Genomic DNA, 22,521 nt, shown 5'->3' on the forward strand with positions numbered 1-22,521 from the left:
CGTCAGTATCATTGGGGCTTGTGCCGTCTTTGTAGCCAATCTCTTCTTGAATTTTTACCTTGATATCGAGCAGTTGGAGATTGCTAAAACCAATCCGATGATAACGACCTACTATGATGCCCAGGTTTCGCTATCTTGGATGGTGGCCATGGTTAGTGGGGTTGTCTTGTCCTTGACATCTATTCTCCTCATGTGTTTTTATATTAAACAATTTGTCGATGACCACAAGGAACAATTAGGAATTTTAAAGGCTTTGGGCTACAGTAATGGCCAGTTGGCTAAACGATTTTGGGCCTTTGGGCTCAGTTTTGGAGTCGGGGCGCTTCTTGGCTATTTAGCTTCTTTTCTCATGATGGGACATTTTTATGACTTTCGTAATGAGAAGGGGATTTTGCCAGAAATCACCATTCATTTTCATTGGCAACTCTTCCTTGCTTTGGTCATGCTGCCAACGACCTTCTTTATGGTTCTTGCAGTTGGCTATGCTAGAAGACAACTACAAACGCCGGCACTTCGCTTATTGAAAAAATCTCCAACACCAATCAAGGTCAAAGGGAGAAAGAGTGCTCCTAAGAAAGAGAAATCCTTCCTAAACGAGCTGTCTTCGTCGCTGATTTGGGGGAGAAAATCGATCTTGTTTTTTGTGGTCTTTGGCTCCATGTGTTTTGCGGCCATGGTTCAATTGTCCTTTGGACTAAGGGACTACACAGATGATATCATCCAAACCATGATGATCATGATTGGCTTGATCCTTTCTTTCTCTATTCTCTTTTTGTCATTGGGGATTGTGGTCTCAGAAAGTCGCGAAACCTTGGCTCTTATGAAGGCTTTTGGCTACACCAATCGTGAATGCCAAAGTCATATTCTCGCTCCCTATCGATTCTGGGCCTATCTAGGATTTGTTCTTGGGACGGTTTATCAATATGGCATCATGGAAATTTTGATCGGTGTGATCAAAGACACGGTTCCTGAAAAGATTGAGCATGACTTTGATTGGAACGTTTGCTTTTGGACTTTGATCAGTTTTGCTGTGGTTTACGAAAGCCTCTTTTATCTATCCAACAGAAAACTCCAAAAACAAACGATTAAAGAAGTGCTCTTAGCAGAATGATTTAGTTATAATCAATCATACAGAGTCTATAATTCTAAGGAGCAAAAGATAGTACTATGAAAGAAGATCTCTTTAAGAGGTCTTTTTGTCTTATAAAAACTCTACATAAGAAACCAAAACCACTATCACAATCTTGTGATAGTTTACATCTTATTAACATTGTCCCAGAATCCTTGAATTCTCTATTCTAAAAGCGTAAGATAGACTCTGTTTTAATTTTAGTGCATTGAAACACGTCTTGTGATTATTTTCATGAATTTCAAGGCGATATGAATTTTATGAAAGAGGAGAATCAACATGTCTGATAAACAAATGAAAACCCTTGGTTGGGTAGCGACCTTCATGTCAGTTATGATGTACGTATCATACGTGCCACAAATCATGGACAATCTGTCTGGTCATAAGGGAAACTTTATCCAACCTTTGGTGGCAGCTATCAACTGTAGCCTTTGGGTTTACTATGGTCTCTTTAAAAAAGAACGTGACCTTCCCCTTGCTGCTGCAAATGCGCCAGGTATCATCTTTGGTTTAATTACAGCATTGACAGCTTTATTCTAAAATAAAGCGAATTTCATTCTATACTATTTTTCTTAACGCAGAAAACGAGAGCAGAACTAGCGACAGTCAGTGATTGTCGTTCTAGTTTTACTCTCGTTTTTTGGTTTTAGTTATTAAGAAGAGACTTGATAGTCTCTTCCATTTTTAGTGGATCTGTTTTGGAAGAAAAGCGTTCGACGACTTGTCCTTGACGGTTAATCAAAAACTTAGCAAAGTTCCACTCAATTCTGGCTCCAAGTGGTCCGGATTTTTCTTTTTTAAGCCAATCAAAAAGTGGCTCAGCTTCCTTACCATTAACCTTGATTTTGGCAAATCGAGGGAAGGTTGTATGGTAATTGAGGGTGCAAAAGGTATTAATTTCTTCAGCACTACCTGGTGCCTGACCCATAAACTGATTACATGGAAAATCAAGAATCTCGAATTCTTGGTCTTTGTATTTGTCATAGAGTTCCTGTAAGCCTTGATACTGTGGCGTCAAACCACATCCTGTCGCCGTATTAACAATTAGAACTACCTTTCCCTTATAGTCCTGGAGAGACACAGGTTGGTCAGCTTGATCTGAAACTGTAAAATCGTATAAGGATGTCATAATAAGTCTCCTTTGCTTTGTTTGAGACTATTATAGCAAAGTTAGTCAGAGAAGTGATTTTTCAGGAAGGCTAGAGATTAAATTATTTTTGTGATAGCAATTCTTTATCTTGGCGTTAAGAATTACTTATAGCTGATGGTAATAATACTATGTAAGGATATGTGCTTAAAAGAAGGTAACAATAGGTTTTAACGTGATTTGGGTTACTATATCATAAATTTTACTTATGGCTAGGGATAAAATTTCTTTATTTTTCTGATTTGTTATTCTCTGATAAGATTATGTCATTCACTTTTGAAACAGCCAAATAGAATAGGAGTTTATAGAATTTTAGGTGTGTTCATTAAGCTGTTGATATTAGGATAAAAGAAAAGGAGATTCTTATGTCAGAAAAAAGAGAGTTAGTTTTGAAAGCATTTCGTGGAGAGAGTGTTGATCGTGTTCCAGTAGGATTTTGGCATCATTTTACGACTGAAGACGAGTGGTTACATGGTTTTGAAAATCCAGGAATTATTGATAAGAATAAAGCTGGTCATAAAAAATTTATTGCAGAAGTCAAACCTGATTTTGTTAAATTGATGAGTGATGGTTTCTTTGCATATCCACAGCCTGCTTTTAAAGATTTTAAGTCAATTAGTGATTTGCAAACGATTGAACCTTTAGGTGCAAAACATCCGTGGATTTCTGCACAAGTTGAACTAGTAAAAAGTCTGATTGCTGATTTTCCTGAAGATATTGTTGCAATTTACAATATCTTCGCTCCGGTTACTTATTTTAAATGGTTAGTCGGAAAAGTTTCAGGTGGCGATGATCTTATCGCAGATTACATCGTGGAGAATCGTAAGGCGTTGAAGCATGTTTTAGATGTTATTAGCCAAGACATTGCGAGTCTTAGTCAGAGGGTGATTGAAGAAGCTGGTGCTGATGGTATTTACCTAAGTGTTCAAAGTATTCAAGACAATCGTGTTAGCGCTGAGATTTATAAAGAAATCATTGCTACAAGTGAATTAAGGGTTTTAGAAGTAGCTAATGAAGCCAAAGGCCATAATATTCTACATATTTGTGGTTACGAAGGGGCCCGTAATAACATCGAACTTTTTAAAGATTATCCTGCTCAGGTAGTTAATTGGGCGGTTGGTCCTGAAGGAATTAGTTTAGCAGAAGGACGTAATGTTTTTGGTGGCCGGACAGTCCTCGGTGGTTTTGAAAATGGTAAAGATGGTCTTTTATACAATGGAAGTAAAGAGGCCATTCAAGAAAAGGTTAAAGAGATTATTGCTGATGCTGGAAGTCATGGGTTAATCATAGGGGCTGATTGTACGTTTCCTAGTGATATTAGCCTTGAGCGTATTGCATGGGTCCGTGAAGCAGCAGTTTTATAAGAAAAGGGAGAGATTAATATGAGTAAAAAGACATGGATTATTGGTGGAGCTATTGTTGTAGCACTTATTGGAGCTACAGTTATTGGACGTAGTTTAACAGGAGATAAAAAGGGAGAATCAGACTCTGGAAAGGTGACAACACTAAAAGTTGCCCATACTCAAAACTATGTTCCTTATGATTTTGTTGATAAGGATGGGAACTCTGACGGCTATGAAGTAGCTGTTTTAAAGGAAATTGATAAAAAGCTTCCTCAGTATAAATTTGAATATACTGGAACAAGTGATGATGACCTTTTGATTGGTTTAGAGTCAGGTAAATATGATATTGGTACTAAAGGTGCTTGGTACACAGATGAACGAGCTAAAAAGTTCATCATACCAAAAGATCCAATTGGAGCAAGTATTATTGGATTTACCATTCGTAAGGATGATAAAGATAAATATAAAAATATCTCTGATTTTGCAAAACAAAATGGTCGCTTGGTGCCAATCTCACCACAAAATGCTCAGTGGAATGTTATCAAAGACTACAACGATGAGCATAAAGATCAACCAATCGAGTTAACATCTGCGGAATCTTTCCAAGTTTCAGATGCCTATGCATGGGTTTTGGAAAATCGTTATGATGCTTACTTTGATATTAAATTATCTTTTGAGAAGGCTGTGACTGATAAAGACGGTGCGTATCATCAATATGCAGATAAATTGACTTGGTTCCCTTATAAAGGAATTCCAACCTATCCACTCTTCCATCGAGATAGTAAGAACGAAGAGTTTTCAAAAGAATATACTAAGGCTATCAAGGAACTAAAAGAAGACGGTACACTTGAAAAGTTATCTAAAAAATACTTTGGTGAGGATGTCTTCTCATATGTAGATAAATAAGTAAATTGTAACGTCGTAAAAGTAGGATGTTTTGATAAGCTTCTGAAGTGAGTTTAGTTAGGAGAAAATATGGTCAATTATGACATTTCAAAAGTTTTTGGAGCATTACCTGAAGTCATAAAGGGCTTACCAATGACATTATTGGTTATCATATTAACGACTTTACTTGGGTCGTTATTAGGAGGATTAGTTGCTTGGGCAAGCCTTTCCAAGGATAAAGCTTTGGAGAATTTAGCTAAGGGATATGTTTTTATCTTACGCTGTACCCCACCTATTGTGCTATTATTCTTGGTATTTTACGGAGTTCCAGAATTTCTTAATTGGTGGTTGGGATTAGATATTAATAATTGGTCCAAATTGATATTCGTTCTTGTGACCATGGTTCTCCTATTCTCAGCAATGATTTCAGAAGTATTTAAAGCAGCTTATCAAGCAATCCCTAAAGGACAATTAGAAGCTGGGCTTAGTATTGGACTCACTTCTGAGCAAACCTTTGTAAGAATTATTGCTCCTCAAGCATTTAAGGTTGCTTTACCAAATATTACAACAGCTATACTTAATCTTATGCGTGATGCAGCTTTGGCTTATACGATTGGTTTTATTGATGTAATGGGCAAAGGGAATCTTTTGATTAGTCGCCATTTAGGAAATTATTCTTTGGAGACTTATACAGCTGTTGCCCTTGTTTATTGGGGAATAGCATTAATTCTATCGTTGATTTCTAGGATAGCAGAGCACAAATTGAGTGTAAAAGAGAGGTAAAAAATGAATATTACTTTTATTATAGATACCTTTATCAAGGCTTTATATGGTGTTCCGGTAACACTGGGAATCATGGTTGTGGCTATTCTATTGAGTTTTCTACCTGCTTTATTTCTTGCTTTGGGTCAAATTTATAAGGTACGAGGTGTTAAGACTTTTTCAATTGTTTATCTTGCGTTTATCCGTGCAACACCTCCAATTCTCTTAATTTTATTCTTTTATAGTTTATTCCCTAGTTTGTTAAATCAGTTTTTTAAAGGAATCGGGAGTCACATAGATGTCTTCAAAGTTAATCCGCTTTACTATGCTTTTATTATCTATAGCTTGATGACAACAGGAAGCTTATCTGAAATCATTCGTTCAGCATTGCTAACTGTTGATAAGGGGCAGCTAGAAGCTGCACAAGCCATAGGTTTAACAACAAGACAAGCCTATCTGAGAATCGTTTTTCCACAAGCGCTTAAAGCTGCTCTGCCAAATTTGTGTAACTTAGTTATTAATATTGTGAAAGGGACTTCACTTGTTTTTGTTATGACGATAAAAGATATTACTGCTATTGCACGAGTTGAAGCAGCTTATGGATATCAATATTTTGAATCTTATCTTGTCATCTTTATTTTATATTTAATCATTTGTGGTATCATTCAAGTTCTTTTTAATTTTGGAGAAAAAAATTGCAATTTACATAGAGGGAGTCACTATGCTAGAAGCTAAACATATATCAAAAACATTTGGAGATCGTCAGGTTCTTGTTGACGTTAATCTACAAGTGAAACAGGGAGATGTAGTTGTCATCTTGGGACCGTCAGGTTCAGGAAAAACAACTTTCTTACGTTGTCTTAATCATTTGGAGAAAGCAGATGGTGGTCAATTAACAATTGCAGGGAAGGAATACTCTTTGGATAAGTTATCAAAGAAAGATATTTTAGATATCCGAAAGAAGACGGCTTTTGTATTCCAACATTACAATTTATTTGCAAATAAGACTGCTATTGAGAACATCTTAGAAGGTTTAGTGATTGCTAGGAAAGTTCCCAAAAGTGAAGCACAGCAGATTGCTGAAGAGGCACTAAAAAAAGTTGGTCTTTTGAATTTTAAAGATTACTATCCTTCACAGCTTTCAGGAGGACAACAACAACGTATTGGTTTAGCTAGAGCAATAGCAGTTAAACCAGAAGTCATCTTGTTAGATGAGCCAACATCAGCCCTAGATCCAGAACTAGTTGGAGATGTTCTTGATGTTATGAAACAACTTGCTAATGAAGGAACAACAATGGTGGTTGTTACTCATGAGATGGGCTTTGCACGAGATGTAGCTAATCATGTCGTTTTCATGGATGGCGGTCATGTCATCGAAGAGGGGAGTCCAAAGGATATATTTTACAGACCAAAAGAAAAACGTACCCAACAATTTTTGGCACGTATTCTTTCTGATGCTAGTTACGATTTGGAATATATGATTTAAAATACTACTGTGTTAATTATGAATGAAAAAACAAAGACGAGTTTGTCTTTGTTTTTTCGTTGCTTATAGGTAGTCCACTGCAAGAATAGGAGTGTTCTTTTTAACTGGTACACGTGTTTTAAGGTGAGAATGTGTTAGAGTCCTCCTAGCCTATGATTTTGGTGTCAAAAAAACCAAGACCTTCGTCTCGGTTTCATCTCATCTTAAGACACCACATGTCCATCTTGGTCGAAGGTATAGAGTTTACCGTCGATTAGGACAGGGCGGTTAGTGTATTTTTCACCTGTTTTAGGATCGAAATAGTAGGTGTAGTTATCAACTGTGACAAAGCGTCCGAGGACTTGTTTGCCTTCAGCGTCGAAGTAGAGGACTTTGCCGTCAACTTCTTGGAAGCCGGTAACTTTCTCACCTTTGTCATTGTAGTAATAGTTGTTACCCTTATCGTAGACAATACGATTGCGATAAGCAGGTTCACCCTTGCGGTCAGCCACTACGCCATTGTCATCAGCAATGTAAGCTATATCTCCTATGACAAAACGTCCTGTTTCAAGGTTACCACTAGCTCGGAAGTAGTAATCTTTGCCATCAATGGTTTGCCAACCGGTAAGAGCAGCTCCGTCATTGCCATAGTAGCGTGTTGGGTAGAATGGATAGCGTGGAGAACCTTCATAATTGTATGATTTTGAAAAGGCCTTGCGTGTCATGATACCAGTCAATTGGTCGAATTGGTAAGTTTTGCCGTTGATTGTGACTTCTGTGCCTTTTGCTTGACGGCCATCTTCATAGAAATAGTAACTGACGCCATCAAAGGTCTTCAAGCCAGTGACTTTTTGACCATTTTCATAGAGATAACTTGTACCGTTAGGATCCGTCTGCAATTGGTCAAAGTGGATGGCTTTTTCTTTTGTCGCATCAATACCCTTAGCATCAAAATTAAAGGTCACACCACGATAAGTAAGGGCCTTGTTAGTTGTTGCAATGGCAACGTTTGTGGTTATTTTTTGGCCATTTGGTGCTGTGAAGGTCATTGGTATTGAGTCGAAGTGGTAGAGGTGTCCATTAAGAATGTCCCAGTCGTCAAAAGTTGACCATTGTGATTGGCGGACGCTACTATATTTAGACCCAAGTATCTTACCATCATATTGATAAGGGCCTTCTTTGATTTTACCGTCCGCATCTGTGACATAGACACCCTTAAGTTCATAAGCATTTTCACCAGTACGTTTGAATTCAGGATAGAGACCGTTTGTCAAGAGTTTCCCATCTGGATCAAAGAGTTGAGAGTTGACAACTCCTGTGTAGAGGGTTCCTTTAAAGGTATCGTCATCTGAATAGTCGCTACCATAGTAACGGTTGCCATCAACTTCAAACCAACCAGTCTTGAAGGCACCGTCATTGCCTGCGTAGTAGATAGTTTCAGAGAAGTCACCGTAATGGTTAGTTGATGTATCGTGATAAAAGGCGTTGCGAAGGACAGCACCAGTTTCGTTGTTGGCGAAATAGTTGTTACCACCGAAGCTGAAAAAGGCTCCTCGAACTTGTTGGCCCTTATCGTTAAAGTAGTAGAGGTCCTTGTTAATAGTTTGGAAACCAGTGACCTTTTTGCCATTAGCGTCGTAGTAGTACCATTCTTGATCGCTACCTTGCACAAATTGGTTTCGATTTGTAGTTTGGGCAGCTTTAGTAGTCGCCACACCATTATTGTCAAAGTTATAAACCGTACCGTTTAAGGTAAGTGAACGATTAACCCACTTGTCACCTGTATTTGGATCGAAGTAGTAGGTTTTGCCGTCAACAGTAACCAGTTGTCCCTTGGCTTGGACGCCAAATTCGTGGAAATAAAGGTTCTGTCCGTTAATGGTTTGGAAACCAGATACGGCTTTACCATCAGCTCCGAAGTAGTACCAAGAGTTGTCTCTGTTTACGAATTGATTTGTTACTGGATTTCCATTATCTTTATCGAAATAGTAGATATCGTTGTTGTAGTAAAGGAAGTCCCCTTTGACTTGTTGGCCATCTTCATTGAAGTAATGAAGGAAACCGTCAATAGTTTGAAAGCCGTGAAGCGCTTTACCATCTTTGCCAAAGTAATACCAGTTCCCTTTATCGTCAGAAACATAGCGATTGGTTACCATGATACCAGTCTTAGGATCAAAGTAATACTGTTGGCCATTCAGGTTTTGCACGCTTGTCTTATAGTCGGATTGGCTACGGTCTAGGAATTCGGTACGGAAACCAAATGGGTCTGAGAAGCCTTTAGTTGCCTTGTAATTGTCGAAGTAGTACCAGTTCCCCGATTTATCTGATACAAAGACATCATTAGGTTGATAGCCAGTCGCATCAAAGTAGTAAAGATTGCCATTCTCGGTGACGAAGTCATCTTTTACCATCTTGCCATCTTTGTTGAAGTAGTAATAACCAAAGTACTTATGGTTTGCATAATCAAGATATTGGCGACCTGTTACCCGACGACCATTGTCTTTATCGAAATAGTAGCTATCACCATTAATAGTAACGATTTCGTTTTTAGCTTGTCTACCATCTTCGTGGAAGTAGAGGTTAAAGCCATCAATGTTCTGAGCACCAGTGACGGGTTTGCCGTCTTTTCCGAGGTAATACCAGTTGTGGTTATTATCTTCGATAAACTGGTTGCGTTTGTTAGTTTCAGGCAGAACTGCTGTCAGACGTCCTTGTGCATCTGCATTGTAGGCTTGACCATCGATGTTGATAGAGGTATTTGTTACCTTACGTCCATTGTCCTGGTCATAGTAGAAAGATTGTCCATTTTCAGTGACAATTTCCCCCTTGGCTTGCTTCCCATCCTCGTGGAAATAAAGGTCGAAATGGTCAACGTTTTGAGCACCTGTCAGATTTTTCCCATCTTTGAGATAGTACCAGTTGCCCTTAGCGTCGCTCTTGAACTGACCACCAGAAACGATAGCAGTTTCAACAGACTCTGGTGCTTGACTGTTTACGTCAGTAGCTGTGCTAGCTGCTTCTGAAGTTGAAGTAGCAGTTCTTGTTTCGCCACTAGCCAAATTGTAAGTGCTACTTGCTTGGTCTTCTTTAAGGACTGGCTGCTTATCAGCTGTAACGGTAGCAGTTGAATCAGTTGTCTTATTGGTTGCGACTTGATCAGCTTTTGTCGTAGCGACAGTTGTTTCTGTGACGACAAGATCTGGTTCTTGGCTAACACTTTCAGGTGTGCTTGCTGAGGTGACTTGATTCGTAGCTTGCTCGTCGGCAGAGACACCAACACCAATCAATGAGGCACCGAGTGCCAAACCAGACACTGCGATAGTTACCCATTGTTTCTTCACTTTATGAAGTTTAAAATGAACTTTATTTTCCATAAAAGTTCCCCTTTTCCTTTTAATGCCACCATTCTAACATCTTTCATTAGAAGAATCAAACGCATTCATAAGATTTTCATGTTTTTTTCTAAAAATTGAAAATTCTTTCGAGATAAGGATTTTAGAAACAAAATGAATGCTAAAGAACCACTTTAGCAAGTTTCTTTTGATAGAGATGTATGTAAAATTAAAAAGCAACCACTGGGAGTCCCCATTTTTGGCATAGCATTCAACAATAAAAGTATAAAAATACAGAAAGAGGCCTTTTTAGGCCAAGAAATATGGTATAATAGTTCGGTATTTCGTAAAAAATGGAGTATAAAAATGAGTATTTTTCGTAAAAAGGATGTTGGTCTCGCTCAGACTGAGATGAAACGACATCTGACCCTTAGGGATGTAGTCCTTCTGGGAATCGGTGCCATGGTTGGGACAGGAATCTTTACGATTACTGGTACCGCGGCATCGACTCTAGCTGGTCCTGCCCTGATTATTTCGGTCTTGATTTCAGCCGTGTGTGTTGGGATGTCAGCTATTTTCTTTGCTGAGTTTGCCTCACGTTACCCATCGGCTGGTGGTGTTTATGGTTATCTCTATACTGTCTGGGGGGAGTATCCTGCCTGGATGGGTGGCTGGTTGACCATGATTGTCTTTATGAATGCTGTATCCAGTGTGGCCTCTGGTTGGGGTGCCTACCTCAAGGGACTACTGGCTAGCTTTGGTCTTAAGTTGCCTCAAGCCATCAGTGGACCTTTCAATCCCAGTCAAGGCACTTACATTGACCTCTTGCCAGTCTTGGTCTTGGTCTTGGTGACGGCTCTTCTTCTCATGAATTCTAAACAGGCTTTACGTTTGAACTCCCTCTTGGTAGTGCTCAAATTTTCAGCCTTAGCAGTCTTTATCTTAGTGGGTCTCTTCCATTTGAATCCTAGCAACTGGGCAGATTTTGCACCATTTGGCTTTGGGCAAATTTATGGAGGAAAGACAGGAATTATGGCGGGTGCTTCCCTCATGTTCTTTGGTTTCCTTGGTTTCGAGTCTATCTCTATGACAGTAGACGAGATTAAAGAGCCGCAAAAGAACGTTCCTCGAGGTATCGTTCTTGCCTTGATTATCGTGGCTTCACTTTATGCCGTGGTTTCGCTGGTCTTGACAGGAGTTGTTCACTATACCAAGTTGAATGTTGATGATGCTGTGGCTTATGCCCTTCGTTATATTGGTGTGCCTTGGGCAGCCAATTATGTATCGGTAGTTGCTATTATGACCTTGATTACCGTATGTATTTCTATGGCCTATGCCCTTAGTCGCATGGTTTATAGCTTGGCTCGTGATGGATTTCTTCCACAAACTTTCCAAAAGGTTTCAAAGACTAATAAGGTTCCACATCATGCGACGCTTTTGACAGGCGTTTTGTCAGCTATCTCAGCAGGTATCTTCTCTTTGGCCAATATGGCATCCTTGGTTAACATTGCGACCTTGGCTTACTTGGTCCTCTTGGCTATTGCCCTCATTATTCTTCGTAAGGACAAGGGTTTGCCACAGAAGGATGAGTTTAAGGTTCCATTTGTTCCTGTCTTGCCCATTATTTCAATTATCGTCTGCCTCTCCTTTATGAGTCAGTACAGTTGGCAGACATGGTTAGCCTTTGGCATAGCAGTGCTAATTGGTTCAGCTATTTATTTTTGCTACGGTTACAAACATTCTAAGTATTAAGATGAAAACGTTAGGTCTGATGATCTAGCGTTTTTTACTATAATGTAGATAAGTAAGCTAAGGGAGGTACCTAAGCTTACCAAGGAAAACATTTATGCCTTACTCAGTCGGACGGCTATTGATTTTGAAGTGATAACACAGGCTACAGTTATTGAAAGTTTCCAATATCTTGGGGACTTTTTTACTTTAAGGAAAGATTAACTTTTCTTTAAGCCTTGTCTTAGGTTTCTTGTGTTTAATAGAGTCATCACAAAAGTAAGTAAGAGGTAGAACATATGACATACAAACATACCAAACAAACACAAGAACGTTATACGATTAAGAAATCATCAAAATGGAAAACAGCAGGTTCAGTCCTGGTAGCGAGCTTAATCTTTGGTAGTTCAGTTGTCTTGAATGACAGCAAGGTTTCAGCGGATGAAGCTAACACCGGATCAACACTCTCAACCGTTACGACAGGTGAAACCACTGCTGATTTAATTGAAGAAAGTACGCAGACCGACAATACGTCAAACACTACTGAAACAAGTACTGGTACAGATACAAGTACAACAACTACGACAGCGGACACAGATTCGTCAGCAACAAGTACGACAGCAGACACAAATTCGTCAGCAACAAGTACGACAGCAGACACAAATTCGTCAACAACAAGTACGACAGCAGACACGACTGCTACATCAACAAGCAGTGAAACATCTGATCATTCAAGCACATCCTCAACTTCAGAAGCAAGTTCTTCTGAAACTGCTGAAAGCACAACTAGTGAAACGTCAGCATCTGAAATAAACAATACAGATGAAAACACTAGCTCTAATACAAGCTCAAGCACCACTGAAACCACTGCTTCCGAAACAGCTTCAGTTTTAACCAACAGTGCTTCAGACGCAGCTACTGAAACGACGACAACTGAGTCTAGCAGTACTGATTCAGAAAGTACAACGACAACGATTACCTTCAATGGGACAACTGTGGTAACAAGTGATAGCAGTACAGTTACAGTAGATGGGACTACCGTTACCATCAATCAATCAGGTTCATATACTTTGACTGGAAATGGTTCAAGTTACACCATTATTGTGGCGGGTAGCGTGACTGATCCAGTTACAATTTACTTGGATGGTGTGACCTTAACGGATTCGTCTATTACTTCCAATTCTTCAGCAGAATTGACGGTGAATGTCCTTTCAGACAGTTCTATTTCTTCAACGTCTGCTAATGCCATCGAAGCAGCAGGAGCCTTGACAATCACGAGTGGTACTGGAAGTACCCTTACCCTTTCAAGTACTGAAAAGCACGCTATCAAGGCTGACAGTGTAACGATTGACTCTGTAACACTTGATTTGACTTCTGAAGCTAAAGACGGCATCAATGCGACGACAGCTGTAACCATTAAAAATGCCACAGTCAACATCACAGCAACTGATGACGGTATTCAAGTCGAAGACGAAACAGATGTTAATAGTGGTGATTTGACGATTACCGACTCAACAGTAACTATTAATGCGACAGATAAAGGCATCACGGTTACAGATGAATTGACTGTTGAGGGGAATTCTAAAGTAACAGTCGTTGCAGGAGATGAAGGACTTGAAGGGCGTTATATTAACTTGACAGGTGGGACTGTTGATATCACTGCTGGTGATGACGGTATTAACGCAACTGAATGGACAACCAAGGACAGCGCTGATACTTCAAACTTAACCAATTCGACTTCTGATTTGGAAAATGAGGTTGGCATCAATATTGATGGTGCAACGGTAACTATTCTGGCAGATGGTGATGGTATCGACAGTAACGGGAATGTGACTGTTAAAAGCGGTTCCCTCTATGTCGCTCAGACAAGTGTAGACAATTCTGCTATCGACTATGATGGAACAGGTATTATTTCAGGTGGTACTGTATGGGCAATTGGTAACCAAGGAATGGCTCAGGCCTTTACAACAGGTTCAAGCCAATCTTACATCATGGCCAATATCTCTGGTAGTGCTGGAGATACCATCACAGTCACTGATAGCTCTGGAAATGTTGTAGCGACAACAACAGCAACAACGTCATTTGGAAATGTAGTTTTTAGTACCGAGAGCCTAACTTCGGGTGAAACTTATACCATTACGACCTCAAGTGGTTCAAGTGCAACAGCAACAGCTACTGAAGAAGGCACAAACAACGGTCCTGGTGCTGGTGGCATGGGTGGCTTCCCAGGTGGCGGTTTTGGCAATAGCTCAATGACTGATAACTTCGGAGGCTACGGCGGACCAACTAGCTATGGTGGTAGCTCTACCAATACGGGTACCGTCAACACACCGTGGGGGCAACCAGGTTCGACAAGTTCTGAAAACACGACAAGTACAAGTAGTACGACTTCAACAAGTCAGGCATCTAACACAGGACGTCCAACGCCACCAAATTTTGCTAGTCAAACAAGCAACTCAACGTCTCCAAATGTGAGTACCACAACTTCTACGACTGCAAGTAGCACAATGTCACCAACTGCAAGTGCCCCAATCTCTACGACTGCTAGTACCTCAGCAGCAACAACTAATGCTAACCAGCCAGATGCGACTACTTTAGCAACGACAGCAAGTAGCACAAGCCCATCAGGTCAAGGTTCATCAACGACTAATGCTTCAGACCCTGAAGTAACATCATTTATGTCTGAGGTAGCAGTTGCAAATCAATCAGCAGAAGTAGATCCCGCACAGGCAAGGACAGATGCGACAAGCAGTGCCCAACAACAAACTCAAGAGACAGCTGAGAAGGTGAATAAGATTTTCACTCAAAACCAAAGTTCCCAAGCGGAATCAAAAGGTCAGCTAAGAGAAGTTTCCAACCAAAAGGAAGCTACGAAATCAAGCGTTCAGACTGATTTTGCTCAAAAACAAAATACAAGCTCTAAGGCTAACCAGTCTGCTAAAAGTGCACAAAGTAGCCAAGCAAACAAATCAACTCTACCAGATACTGGTGATGTGAGCAGCTTGGGATTAGGTGCATTAGGGGCTGTAATGATGACAGCATCATTTGCACTTAAAGGAAGCAAGCATTCTCGTAAGTAATTCTAGTTAAGAACATAAAGAAAAACAGAAGCCCTCTTCAAAAAAGGAAAAGAGCTTCTGTTTATTTATTATTATTTTTTAGAAAAAGCATTTTTAAGGCCTTCAACAGCACCTTCAACGCCTTCTCTAACATCTTCGATACCGTCTTTTGCTTTTGCTACAACTTTTTCGACAGCACCTTCGATTTCAGTTTTTTTGTCGCCAGTCAGTTTACCAGCACCCTCTTTAAGAGCGCCTTTAGCTTGATTCAATTTATCTTCGATTCCCATAGTAGAACCTCCTTTTTATGATGATATCATTATAGACAATATTAAACGGTAATGCAAGTGGTTTGTTTAATAAGTAACGACATTAATGTTTCCTTTATCGTATTCAGCAATAAAGATATCCGAAACGTTTTCATATCCTAATTTTTGAAGCTCTTCATTTAACCAATCCTCCGTTTTACCAATAGTATCAAGAATTTCTGTTTGAATGACCCCATCAGTAATGATTGGGTATTTCGGATTTTCATCACCCGCACGAACCACAATCAATTGGCCGTTTTGCTCAATTACAGCACGTTTAACCTCTTTGAGTTGAAAAATTCCTTGAGAACGTAATTTTAAAGCGACATCAGAGGCTGAAAGTCCTTTAGAGCGACAAGCTTCAGGATCTAGTTGACCATGTTTGATGATGACTGTTGGCTTACCGTCAATCAAGTGTTTGATAAAGCGAATGTTTGTGTTAAGCCATTTTAGAAGTAAAATCAAAATCGTCCAAATAATCAAAATCACGAAATATTGGAGGATGGAAACGTTACTACTATAAATTGTTCCACCGATGATTCCACCAAGGACGAAGTTCTGTACTTGGTCAGTAGCTGAGCTAGGTGCTAGGTTTCCTTTACCTGTTAAATTGATAACAAAGACGAGTGAAATAAGCCCCAAAGCTAGTTTAATTGCAACAGTAAGATAAAAAGATGTCATTTTTTAACCTCCACGAGTTCAACATCAGACTTGTAAAGTTTTATTTGTTCTAGCAAGTAGCTATCGGGATCCGAACCTGCAATGGCACGGTAGTAGTTGTCTTTAACTTTTACGATAGCTCCATCAGTGGCAGCAGAAGTATTGACATAAACCTTGCTCTTATCAACGTCAAGATTTTTAGACACAACCTCGATAAAGTGAAGAGATGCTCTAAATTGGTCGTTGTTAGATTGATTGCTTTGGAAATTACTGATAGCAATTAGAACCACGGCAACTAAGGTTAAAATAGAAATAATAGAGAGTTCACGAAACTTAGTATCATGGCGTTCTTTGAAGGCTTTAAAAGCAAATACACCGGTCACTAAAATAAGTCCTGCAGTAATGGCAACCATAACCCAGTTTTGTTGGCTAATCTGACTTAGCACATAGTCATAGGAATAGAATTTCATTGAGAGATTTCCTTTCATAATATCTCTAGTATTATTATTATAGGTTAAAAAGTCTTTAAATTCAATCAGTCTATCCGAAAAATGAAGGAATGAGTAGGATTCTTAAAGGAAATTTGCTATTGAAATGACTTGCAGCCATTAAGCCAAAATCTTGTGATTTCTTTAAGGACTTTGTTGATATTTTCACAAATTATGCTTATAATTGAGGTAATTACTCGTCAAAGTCTGTTTGTGATTTGCTGATGATGAAGCTTATTGGCTGTGAGTGATTTTTGGAACATCCGCTTTAAAGTGAAACTGATTCATTTATCATGATGTGAGTAATCATCTATGTTAAGACAGAGATTTTGAGTCTATTCATTCTTATATAAGGAGTTTTTATGTCTGAACCATTGTTTTTACAATCTGTTATGCAAGAAAAAATCTGGGGTGGTACGCATTTGCGTGATGTCTTTGGCTACGACATTCCAAGCGACCATGTCGGAGAGTACTGGGCTATTTCTGCTCACCCAAATGGTGTTTCTACTATTAAGAATGGTCGTTATGCCGGTCAAACTTTAGATGTTCTTTATGCAGAGCACCGTGAGTTGTTTGGCAATCGTCAAGAACCTGTCTTCCCACTTTTGACTAAGATTTTGGATGCTAATGATTGGCTTAGTGTGCAGGTTCATCCAGATGATGCTTATGGACTTGAACATGAAGGTGAACTTGGTAAAACAGAGTGTTGGTATATCATTGCTGCTGAACCAGGTGCTGAAATTATTTATGGCCACAATGCCAAATCAAAAGAAGAACTGCGTCAGCAAATTGAAAGTAAGGATTGGGAAAATCTTATGACTAAGGTTCCAGTTAAAGCAGGTGATTTCTTCTATGTGCCAAGTGGTACCATGCATGCTATTGGTGCAGGTATCATGGTTCTTGAAACGCAACAATCTAGTGATACGACCTACCGTGTTTATGATTTTGATCGTAAAGATGATCAAGGTAACCTGCGTGAACTCCATCTTGAAAAATCTATCGATGTGCTTAGTATCGGTGAACCTGCCAACAGTCGTCCAGTCACAACAAAAGTAGATGACCTCAAATCAACGCTCTTAGTAGCAAGTGATTTCTTCGCCGTTTATAAATGGGAAATCTCAGGTAAGGCTGATTTTGAAAAGACTGCTGATTACAGTTTGTTTAGTGTACTTGACGGTCAAGGAAGCCTCTTAGTCGATGATCAAGAATACCCAATTGCAAAAGGCAGCCACTTTATTCTTCCTAGCGATGTTGAAGCATGGCAAATTGAGGGAGAGCTTGAATTGATTGTCAGTCACCCATAATTTAAGTCGTTAAACTAGACGAGATAAGAATCTTGTCTAGTTTTTTTATGCAATCAGACAGAATATTTGAAATTTTAAAAACCTTTGTGAATAAGTTTCAATTGCTTGAACTTTCAAATTAACCATGTCATACTAGTTAAGTTGACTAAAAATATTAATAAACAAGCCCTTTCCTTTTGGAAGGTCATGTCTTGTTTGTTTTAGATTGGAGTTACCTATGTTAAAAAAAGGAGGCCTTACAGCTCTTTTGCTGTTTGGTATGTTCTTTGGAGCGGGAAACCTAACCTTCCCTCCTCAGCTAGGCTTTGAATCTGGAGGTCGTTTCTGGCCAGCCATTGCCGGTTTTGTCCTATCTGGTGTCGGAATTGCAATTCTAACACTTATTATTGGGACTCTAAATCCGAAGGGGTATATTCACGAGATTTCGCAAAAAATCTCACCTAAGTTTGCCTTGTTATACTTGGCAGTGCTTTACTTGTCTATTGGACCATTCTTTGCCATTCCAAGGACAGCAGCGACAGCTTTTTCAATTGGTATTGCACCAATGGTCGGTAATAGTCATACTAGTCTATGGTTACTTGCCTTCACAGCCGTTTATTTTGCCTTGGCTTTATGGATTGCAATGAATCCTTCTAAGATTTTAGATAGTATTGGTCGAATCCTGACACCTATTTTTGCTCTATTAATCGTTATTTTGATTGTAGTTGGTGCCTTTAAATATGGTGGTCATAGCACACATACTGCAACAGAAGCTTATAAAGCCTCAGCTTTTGGTAATGGTTTCTTGGAAGGGTACAATACTTTAGATGCCTTGGCTTCGGTAGCCTTTAGTGTGGTGGCAGTTGTAACCCTCAATCAATTAGGCTTTAAATCTAAAAAAGAGTACATCTCAACCATTTGGATTGTAGGTATTCTGGTTGGATTGATGTTCTCAGGTTTATACTTAGGTCTAGCATTCTTGGGTAACCATTTCCCACTTGATACATCAACTTTGGGAGAAGGTGCCAACCTTGGAGCAGCAGTTCTATCAAGTGCAACACAGGCTATCTTTGGTCCCATGTCACAGATTTTCCTAGCAGTTATGGTAACAGTGACGTGCTTTACGACAACAGCAGGATTGATTGTGGCAACCGGTGAGTTCTTTAATAAGGCCTTCCCACAAGTTTCATACAAAACCTATGCGATTGTCTTTACTCTTATCGGATTTGCGATTGCCAATTTGGGACTTAATAATATCATTGCATTCTCAGTACCAGTACTTTTGATTCTTTACCCAATTACAATCACAATTGTTATGATTGTGATTGCTAATAAGTTTGTGGCCTTGTCTAAACCTGGTATGCAAATCACAGTTGCTGTAGTGACACTTATCGCTTTGCTTAGTGTAATTGGCAGCCAGTTCAAACTTGCAGGACTTAATGCCATCATTAACTTCCTTCCATTATCAGGAGCATCACTGCCATGGTTGATTCCTGCTATCTTGCTCATCCTCCTATCTCTCGTCTTACCAGATAAGATTAAGAGCGAAAGCTTCGAAATGGAATAAAAATGAATCCTATCACTTAATATGTGGTGGGATTTTTTTCTCTCCAAGTCACCATAAGTGCGAAATCTCTCCAAAAGCGTTACACTTAAGGCGTGGAGATGCAAGTATCTATTGAAGGGAGTGTTAAAAATGTCACATCTAAATAATCATATAATCTATCTTGCTGCTGGCTGTTTCTGGGGTGTGGAAGAGTACTTCTCTCGTGTGCCTGGTGTGCTTGATGCGGTTTCGGGTTATGCCAATGGTCGTAGTGAGACGACTCGTTATGAGCTCATCGGTCAGACTGGTCACGCTGAGACTGTTCGGGTGACCTATGATTCCGGGAAGGTTTCGTTGCGAGAGATTCTGCTACATTTTTTCCGTATCATCAATCCTCTAAGCAAAAACAAACAGGGTAATGATGTGGGAACCCAGTACCGTACGGGTGTTTATTACATGGATGAAAATGACCTACCAGTCATCAAGCAAGTTTTTCAAGAAATGTCTGAGCAATACGGTCAGCCTTTGGCGGTTGAGTTGTTGCCATTGCAACACTTTATTCCTGCCGAAGAATACCATCAGGATTATCTCAAGAAGAATCCTAACGGCTACTGTCATATCAATGTCAATCAGGCTTCAACTCCAGTCATTGATGCCAGTGCCTATCACAAGCCAAATCAAGAGGATCTTAAAGTAAGTTTGAGCCCAGAAGCCTATGCTGTGACCCAAGAAAATGGAACGGAACGAGCCTTTACGAGTCCCCTTTGGAATCAATTTGAGCCTGGCATTTATGTGGATGTTGTGACTGGTGAGCCCCTCTTTTCATCCAAGGACAAGTTTGATTCAGCCTGTGGTTGGCCAAGTTTCTCTCGCCCCATTAGTCCCGAGGTAGCCAACTACAAGGAAGATCATTCTCACAATATGGATCGTATTGAGGTCCGTAGTCGTGTGGGTGATTCTCATCTTGGGCATGTCTTTCCAGATGGGCCAAGTGACAAGGGTGGTTTGCGCTACTGTATCAATGGTGCAGCAACACGATTTGTGCCTAAAGCCGATATGGAAAAAGAAGGCTATGCCTACTTACTTGACCAAGTAGACTGATTAGTCACTAGTTTTAAGAGATTTTTTTAGTCGAATCATGTCATAACTAAAGAGGTTGGTGCCCCTTGCAACCTACCTCTTTTACATGTAAAAGAAATTAAGGAAAGCCTTTTAAAGCTAACATAAAATGTCACCTAACCGTTCAGGACAAAAAAGTGACCTTTCATTACATTTTTTTACAATTTTATCCAATTTGTTTTACGTATCAAACCAAAAAAGTAGTACACTATAGCAGTGAGGAATCTTACAAGTGTTAAAGTGTTATTTTCCCATAGATTTTGCTAGTTTTGGTGTCTGTAAACATTATTGTACTTTGTGTAATAATTAGTCTTCCCAACCTCCCAATTATGATTTTATATGTCTTAACTTACCTAATTACGACTAGCAAAAGAGTATAAGTTTCCATTAAGAAATATAACAGCACTTGTTAGATTTTGTGATAACATTCAGATAGTCCTAAGGACTATTTTATTGTGCTAAACCTTTATGACGGAGCTTATTATGGAATTGATGAATAAACTAATCATTTTAATAGCCATTTGTGTCTTGTGGTTCTGGTCTTTTCTTTTACTTCCTAAAACAGGGGAGAAAGTAGTTTATCTTTATCATTTCCTAGCTCTGTGTGGTCTAGTCATGATTTATTTTGCCCTAGTTGACCCAGCTGGTCTCTGTGATACTTTTTTTTATATTAAACATTTATGTTTTCATTAATGAAGCCAGTTTGGCAATAGGCCAGGAAAATCTGAATATAACTAATCACTCATAAAAAAGCCTTCTGTAGATTGACAACAGTTTATCTGTTTTCAATTTGTAGGAGGCTTTTTTATCTTTTATTACGGTTATGACTAGAAAAAAGCAGTCTAACTAGACTGCCTAGGGTATATTAATGATGTGATTCGTAGCGTTTGACGATTCTATTTAGTCGCCATTGGTAACAAAGACCACTGACGATAAGACTGGCAATCAGGCCAATCCAGTAACTGTAGGGGCCCAGTCCAGTAAGTTTTTCAAGTAGGAAGCCGAATGGGAAGGTAATCCCCCAGTAGCTCATTAGACCCAGATAGAAAGGGACCTTAGTATCCTTGTAGCCACGCAGAATTCCTTGAAGTGGGGCTGCAAAGACATCCGCCACTTGGAAGAAGAGGCTATAGGTCATGAAAATGGCCGTCATTCTCAAAAACTCAGGTTCGTGGCCATAGAGTTCAGCCAAATCATAGCGCAAGAAATAGAGAAAGAACAAGGTAAAACCAGCAAAACCTAAGGCTGTCAGACGACCTAGCTTGCTATAGCTCTTGACCGCATCCATGCGTTTAGCTCCAAATTCGTAAGAAATAATGATAGCCATAGCACTGGAAACACTGAGAGGAAAGGCATACATGAGGTTTGAGAAGTTCATGGCTGCCTGATGACTGGCAATGACTAGGGATGGATACTTAGCCATAACTAGACCAACACCTGAGAAGATGGCAACCTCCGCAAAGACGGTCCCCCCAATTGGAAGCCCAAGTTTCAGTGCGTCTAGTAGGGCAGTCTTATCAAGGGGTTGGATTTTTTCAATCTGGTAGGGTTTGATTTTCTTATGCTTTCTGATAACTGCGATGGAAATAAGGAGAAGGGCCCAGTAAGCCAATGAAGTTCCCAGACCCGCTCCAGATCCACCTAGCTCTGGTAGACCAGCAATGCCATAGATGAGGAGGAAATTGAAGAAACCATTTAGTGGTAGAAGCAAAAGCATGAGGTACATGGACAGGCGCGTGAGGCCAAGCGCATCAAGGAAGGAGCGAACCACGCTAAAGAGAAGAAGGGGAATAATCCCAAGGCTCAAAAAGCGTAGGTAAGCAAGGGCGACCTTTCTGACCACAGGTTCCAAACCTAGATGATTCAAAATCAAGGGTGCCCCCAGAAAAACGAGGGCAAAGAGGATTAGTGATAAACCTAAAGCCATATAAAGAAATTGATAGAAATCAGGTGCTACTCGGTCCTTGCGATCTGCCCCTAGATGGTGCCCGATAATTGGAACCAAGGCAGAGACAATACCTGTTAAGAAGGTGAAAAAAGGACTCCATAAACTCGTTGCTATGGCTACACCCGCCAAGTGTAAGGCATCGTATTGACCAGTCATGGTAGTGTCCACAAAGGTTGCCGAGAAGTTGGCAAACTGGTAGATCAGTATGGGCACAAAAATCTTGAAGAAAACAAGAAATCGCTCACGGAGAGAATGTGTTTCGTACATTCTGTTTTCCTTTCTAAATTTTTCAAATTATATAATCATTGTACAACTGTTA

The 22,521-nt window shown here is 39.7% G+C and carries 18 protein-coding genes; 12 read left to right on the forward strand and 6 right to left on the reverse strand.

The features are described from left to right. Positions 1–1,111: FtsX-like permease family protein (locus RWZ99_RS03300; RefSeq protein ID WP_314676325.1), on the forward strand; the 1,111-nt coding region annotated here is incomplete at its 5' end. Positions 1,112–1,408: 297 nt separating this feature from the next. Next, a complete protein-coding gene (locus tag RWZ99_RS03305) occupies positions 1,409–1,669 on the forward strand; it encodes a SemiSWEET family transporter (protein WP_002888017.1) in 261 nt (86 codons plus the stop codon). Between the two features lie 106 nt (positions 1,670–1,775). Here RWZ99_RS03305 and RWZ99_RS03310 read toward each other — a convergent pair whose 3' ends face one another. After that, on the reverse strand, positions 1,776–2,258 hold the full coding sequence (locus tag RWZ99_RS03310; RefSeq protein WP_314676327.1) for a glutathione peroxidase: 483 nt from the start codon (positions 2,256–2,258) through the stop codon (positions 1,776–1,778). Positions 2,259–2,641: 383 nt separating this feature from the next. On the opposite strand from RWZ99_RS03310, the gene RWZ99_RS03315 reads away from it, so the two are divergent. From RWZ99_RS03315 to RWZ99_RS03335, 5 genes are all read left to right on the forward strand, one after another. Then, a complete protein-coding gene (locus RWZ99_RS03315) occupies positions 2,642–3,640 on the forward strand; it encodes a uroporphyrinogen decarboxylase family protein (protein ID WP_314676328.1) in 999 nt (332 codons plus the stop codon). 18 nt (positions 3,641–3,658) lie between these two features. Next, on the forward strand, positions 3,659–4,525 hold the full coding sequence (locus RWZ99_RS03320) for a transporter substrate-binding domain-containing protein (protein WP_314676329.1): 867 nt from the start codon (positions 3,659–3,661) through the stop codon (positions 4,523–4,525). A gap of 69 nt (positions 4,526–4,594) precedes the next feature. Next, complete coding sequence (locus RWZ99_RS03325; RefSeq protein ID WP_314676330.1) at positions 4,595–5,287, forward strand: amino acid ABC transporter permease; 693 nt, start codon at positions 4,595–4,597, stop codon at positions 5,285–5,287. Between the two features lie 3 nt (positions 5,288–5,290). Continuing rightward, a complete protein-coding gene (locus RWZ99_RS03330; protein ID WP_314676331.1) occupies positions 5,291–6,001 on the forward strand; it encodes an amino acid ABC transporter permease in 711 nt (236 codons plus the stop codon). Further along, positions 5,988–6,752 (forward strand): amino acid ABC transporter ATP-binding protein, encoded by a 765-nt coding sequence (locus RWZ99_RS03335; RefSeq protein ID WP_314676332.1) that lies wholly within the window; start codon positions 5,988–5,990, stop codon positions 6,750–6,752. The genes RWZ99_RS03330 and RWZ99_RS03335 overlap by 14 nt, the downstream gene beginning before the upstream one ends. Positions 6,753–6,955: 203 nt before the next feature. Here RWZ99_RS03335 and RWZ99_RS03340 read toward each other — a convergent pair whose 3' ends face one another. Beyond that, positions 6,956–10,105, reverse strand: coding sequence for a KxYKxGKxW signal peptide domain-containing protein (locus RWZ99_RS03340; RefSeq protein WP_314676333.1), 3,150 nt, complete (start codon positions 10,103–10,105; stop codon positions 6,956–6,958). Between the two features lie 324 nt (positions 10,106–10,429). Here RWZ99_RS03340 and RWZ99_RS03345 point away from each other — a divergent pair, with 324 nt between their 5' ends. Both RWZ99_RS03345 and RWZ99_RS03350 read left to right on the forward strand, forming a co-directional pair. Next, positions 10,430–11,815 carry an amino acid permease gene (locus tag RWZ99_RS03345; RefSeq protein ID WP_314676334.1) on the forward strand — a complete coding sequence of 462 codons (1,386 nt, stop codon included), beginning with the start codon at positions 10,430–10,432 and terminating at the stop codon, positions 11,813–11,815. A gap of 275 nt (positions 11,816–12,090) precedes the next feature. Then, positions 12,091–14,871, forward strand: a complete 2,781-nt coding sequence (locus RWZ99_RS03350) for a carbohydrate-binding domain-containing protein (protein ID WP_314676335.1) — start codon at positions 12,091–12,093, stop codon at positions 14,869–14,871. 71 nt (positions 14,872–14,942) lie between these two features. Here RWZ99_RS03350 and RWZ99_RS03355 read toward each other — a convergent pair whose 3' ends face one another. From RWZ99_RS03355 to RWZ99_RS03365, 3 genes are all read right to left on the reverse strand, one after another. Further along, positions 14,943–15,140, reverse strand: a complete 198-nt coding sequence (locus RWZ99_RS03355) for a CsbD family protein (RefSeq protein WP_314676336.1) — start codon at positions 15,138–15,140, stop codon at positions 14,943–14,945. Positions 15,141–15,206: 66 nt separating this feature from the next. Then, positions 15,207–15,839, reverse strand: a complete 633-nt coding sequence (locus RWZ99_RS03360; RefSeq protein WP_314676337.1) for a DUF421 domain-containing protein — start codon at positions 15,837–15,839, stop codon at positions 15,207–15,209. Then, complete coding sequence (locus tag RWZ99_RS03365) at positions 15,836–16,288, reverse strand: DUF3290 family protein (protein ID WP_148512570.1); 453 nt, start codon at positions 16,286–16,288, stop codon at positions 15,836–15,838. The genes RWZ99_RS03360 and RWZ99_RS03365 overlap by 4 nt, the downstream gene beginning before the upstream one ends. A gap of 380 nt (positions 16,289–16,668) precedes the next feature. Here RWZ99_RS03365 and manA point away from each other — a divergent pair, with 380 nt between their 5' ends. From manA to msrB, 3 genes are all read left to right on the forward strand, one after another. Continuing rightward, positions 16,669–17,610 carry a mannose-6-phosphate isomerase, class I gene (gene manA, locus RWZ99_RS03370; protein ID WP_021143948.1) on the forward strand — a complete coding sequence of 314 codons (942 nt, stop codon included), beginning with the start codon at positions 16,669–16,671 and terminating at the stop codon, positions 17,608–17,610. Positions 17,611–17,827: 217 nt separating this feature from the next. Then, on the forward strand, positions 17,828–19,156 hold the full coding sequence (brnQ, locus tag RWZ99_RS03375) for a branched-chain amino acid transport system II carrier protein (protein ID WP_314676339.1): 1,329 nt from the start codon (positions 17,828–17,830) through the stop codon (positions 19,154–19,156). Positions 19,157–19,285: 129 nt separating this feature from the next. Next, on the forward strand, positions 19,286–20,236 hold the full coding sequence (gene msrB / locus RWZ99_RS03380) for a peptide-methionine (R)-S-oxide reductase MsrB (RefSeq protein ID WP_314676341.1): 951 nt from the start codon (positions 19,286–19,288) through the stop codon (positions 20,234–20,236). A gap of 883 nt (positions 20,237–21,119) precedes the next feature. On the opposite strand, the gene RWZ99_RS03385 is transcribed toward msrB, so the two are convergent. Beyond that, a complete protein-coding gene (locus RWZ99_RS03385) occupies positions 21,120–22,469 on the reverse strand; it encodes an MATE family efflux transporter (RefSeq protein ID WP_314676342.1) in 1,350 nt (449 codons plus the stop codon). Positions 22,470–22,521 lie beyond the last annotated feature (52 nt).

It is taken from the genome of uncultured Streptococcus sp. (genome assembly GCF_963545685.1).
In the GTDB taxonomy this organism is placed as follows: Bacteria; Bacillota; Bacilli; order Lactobacillales; family Streptococcaceae; genus Streptococcus.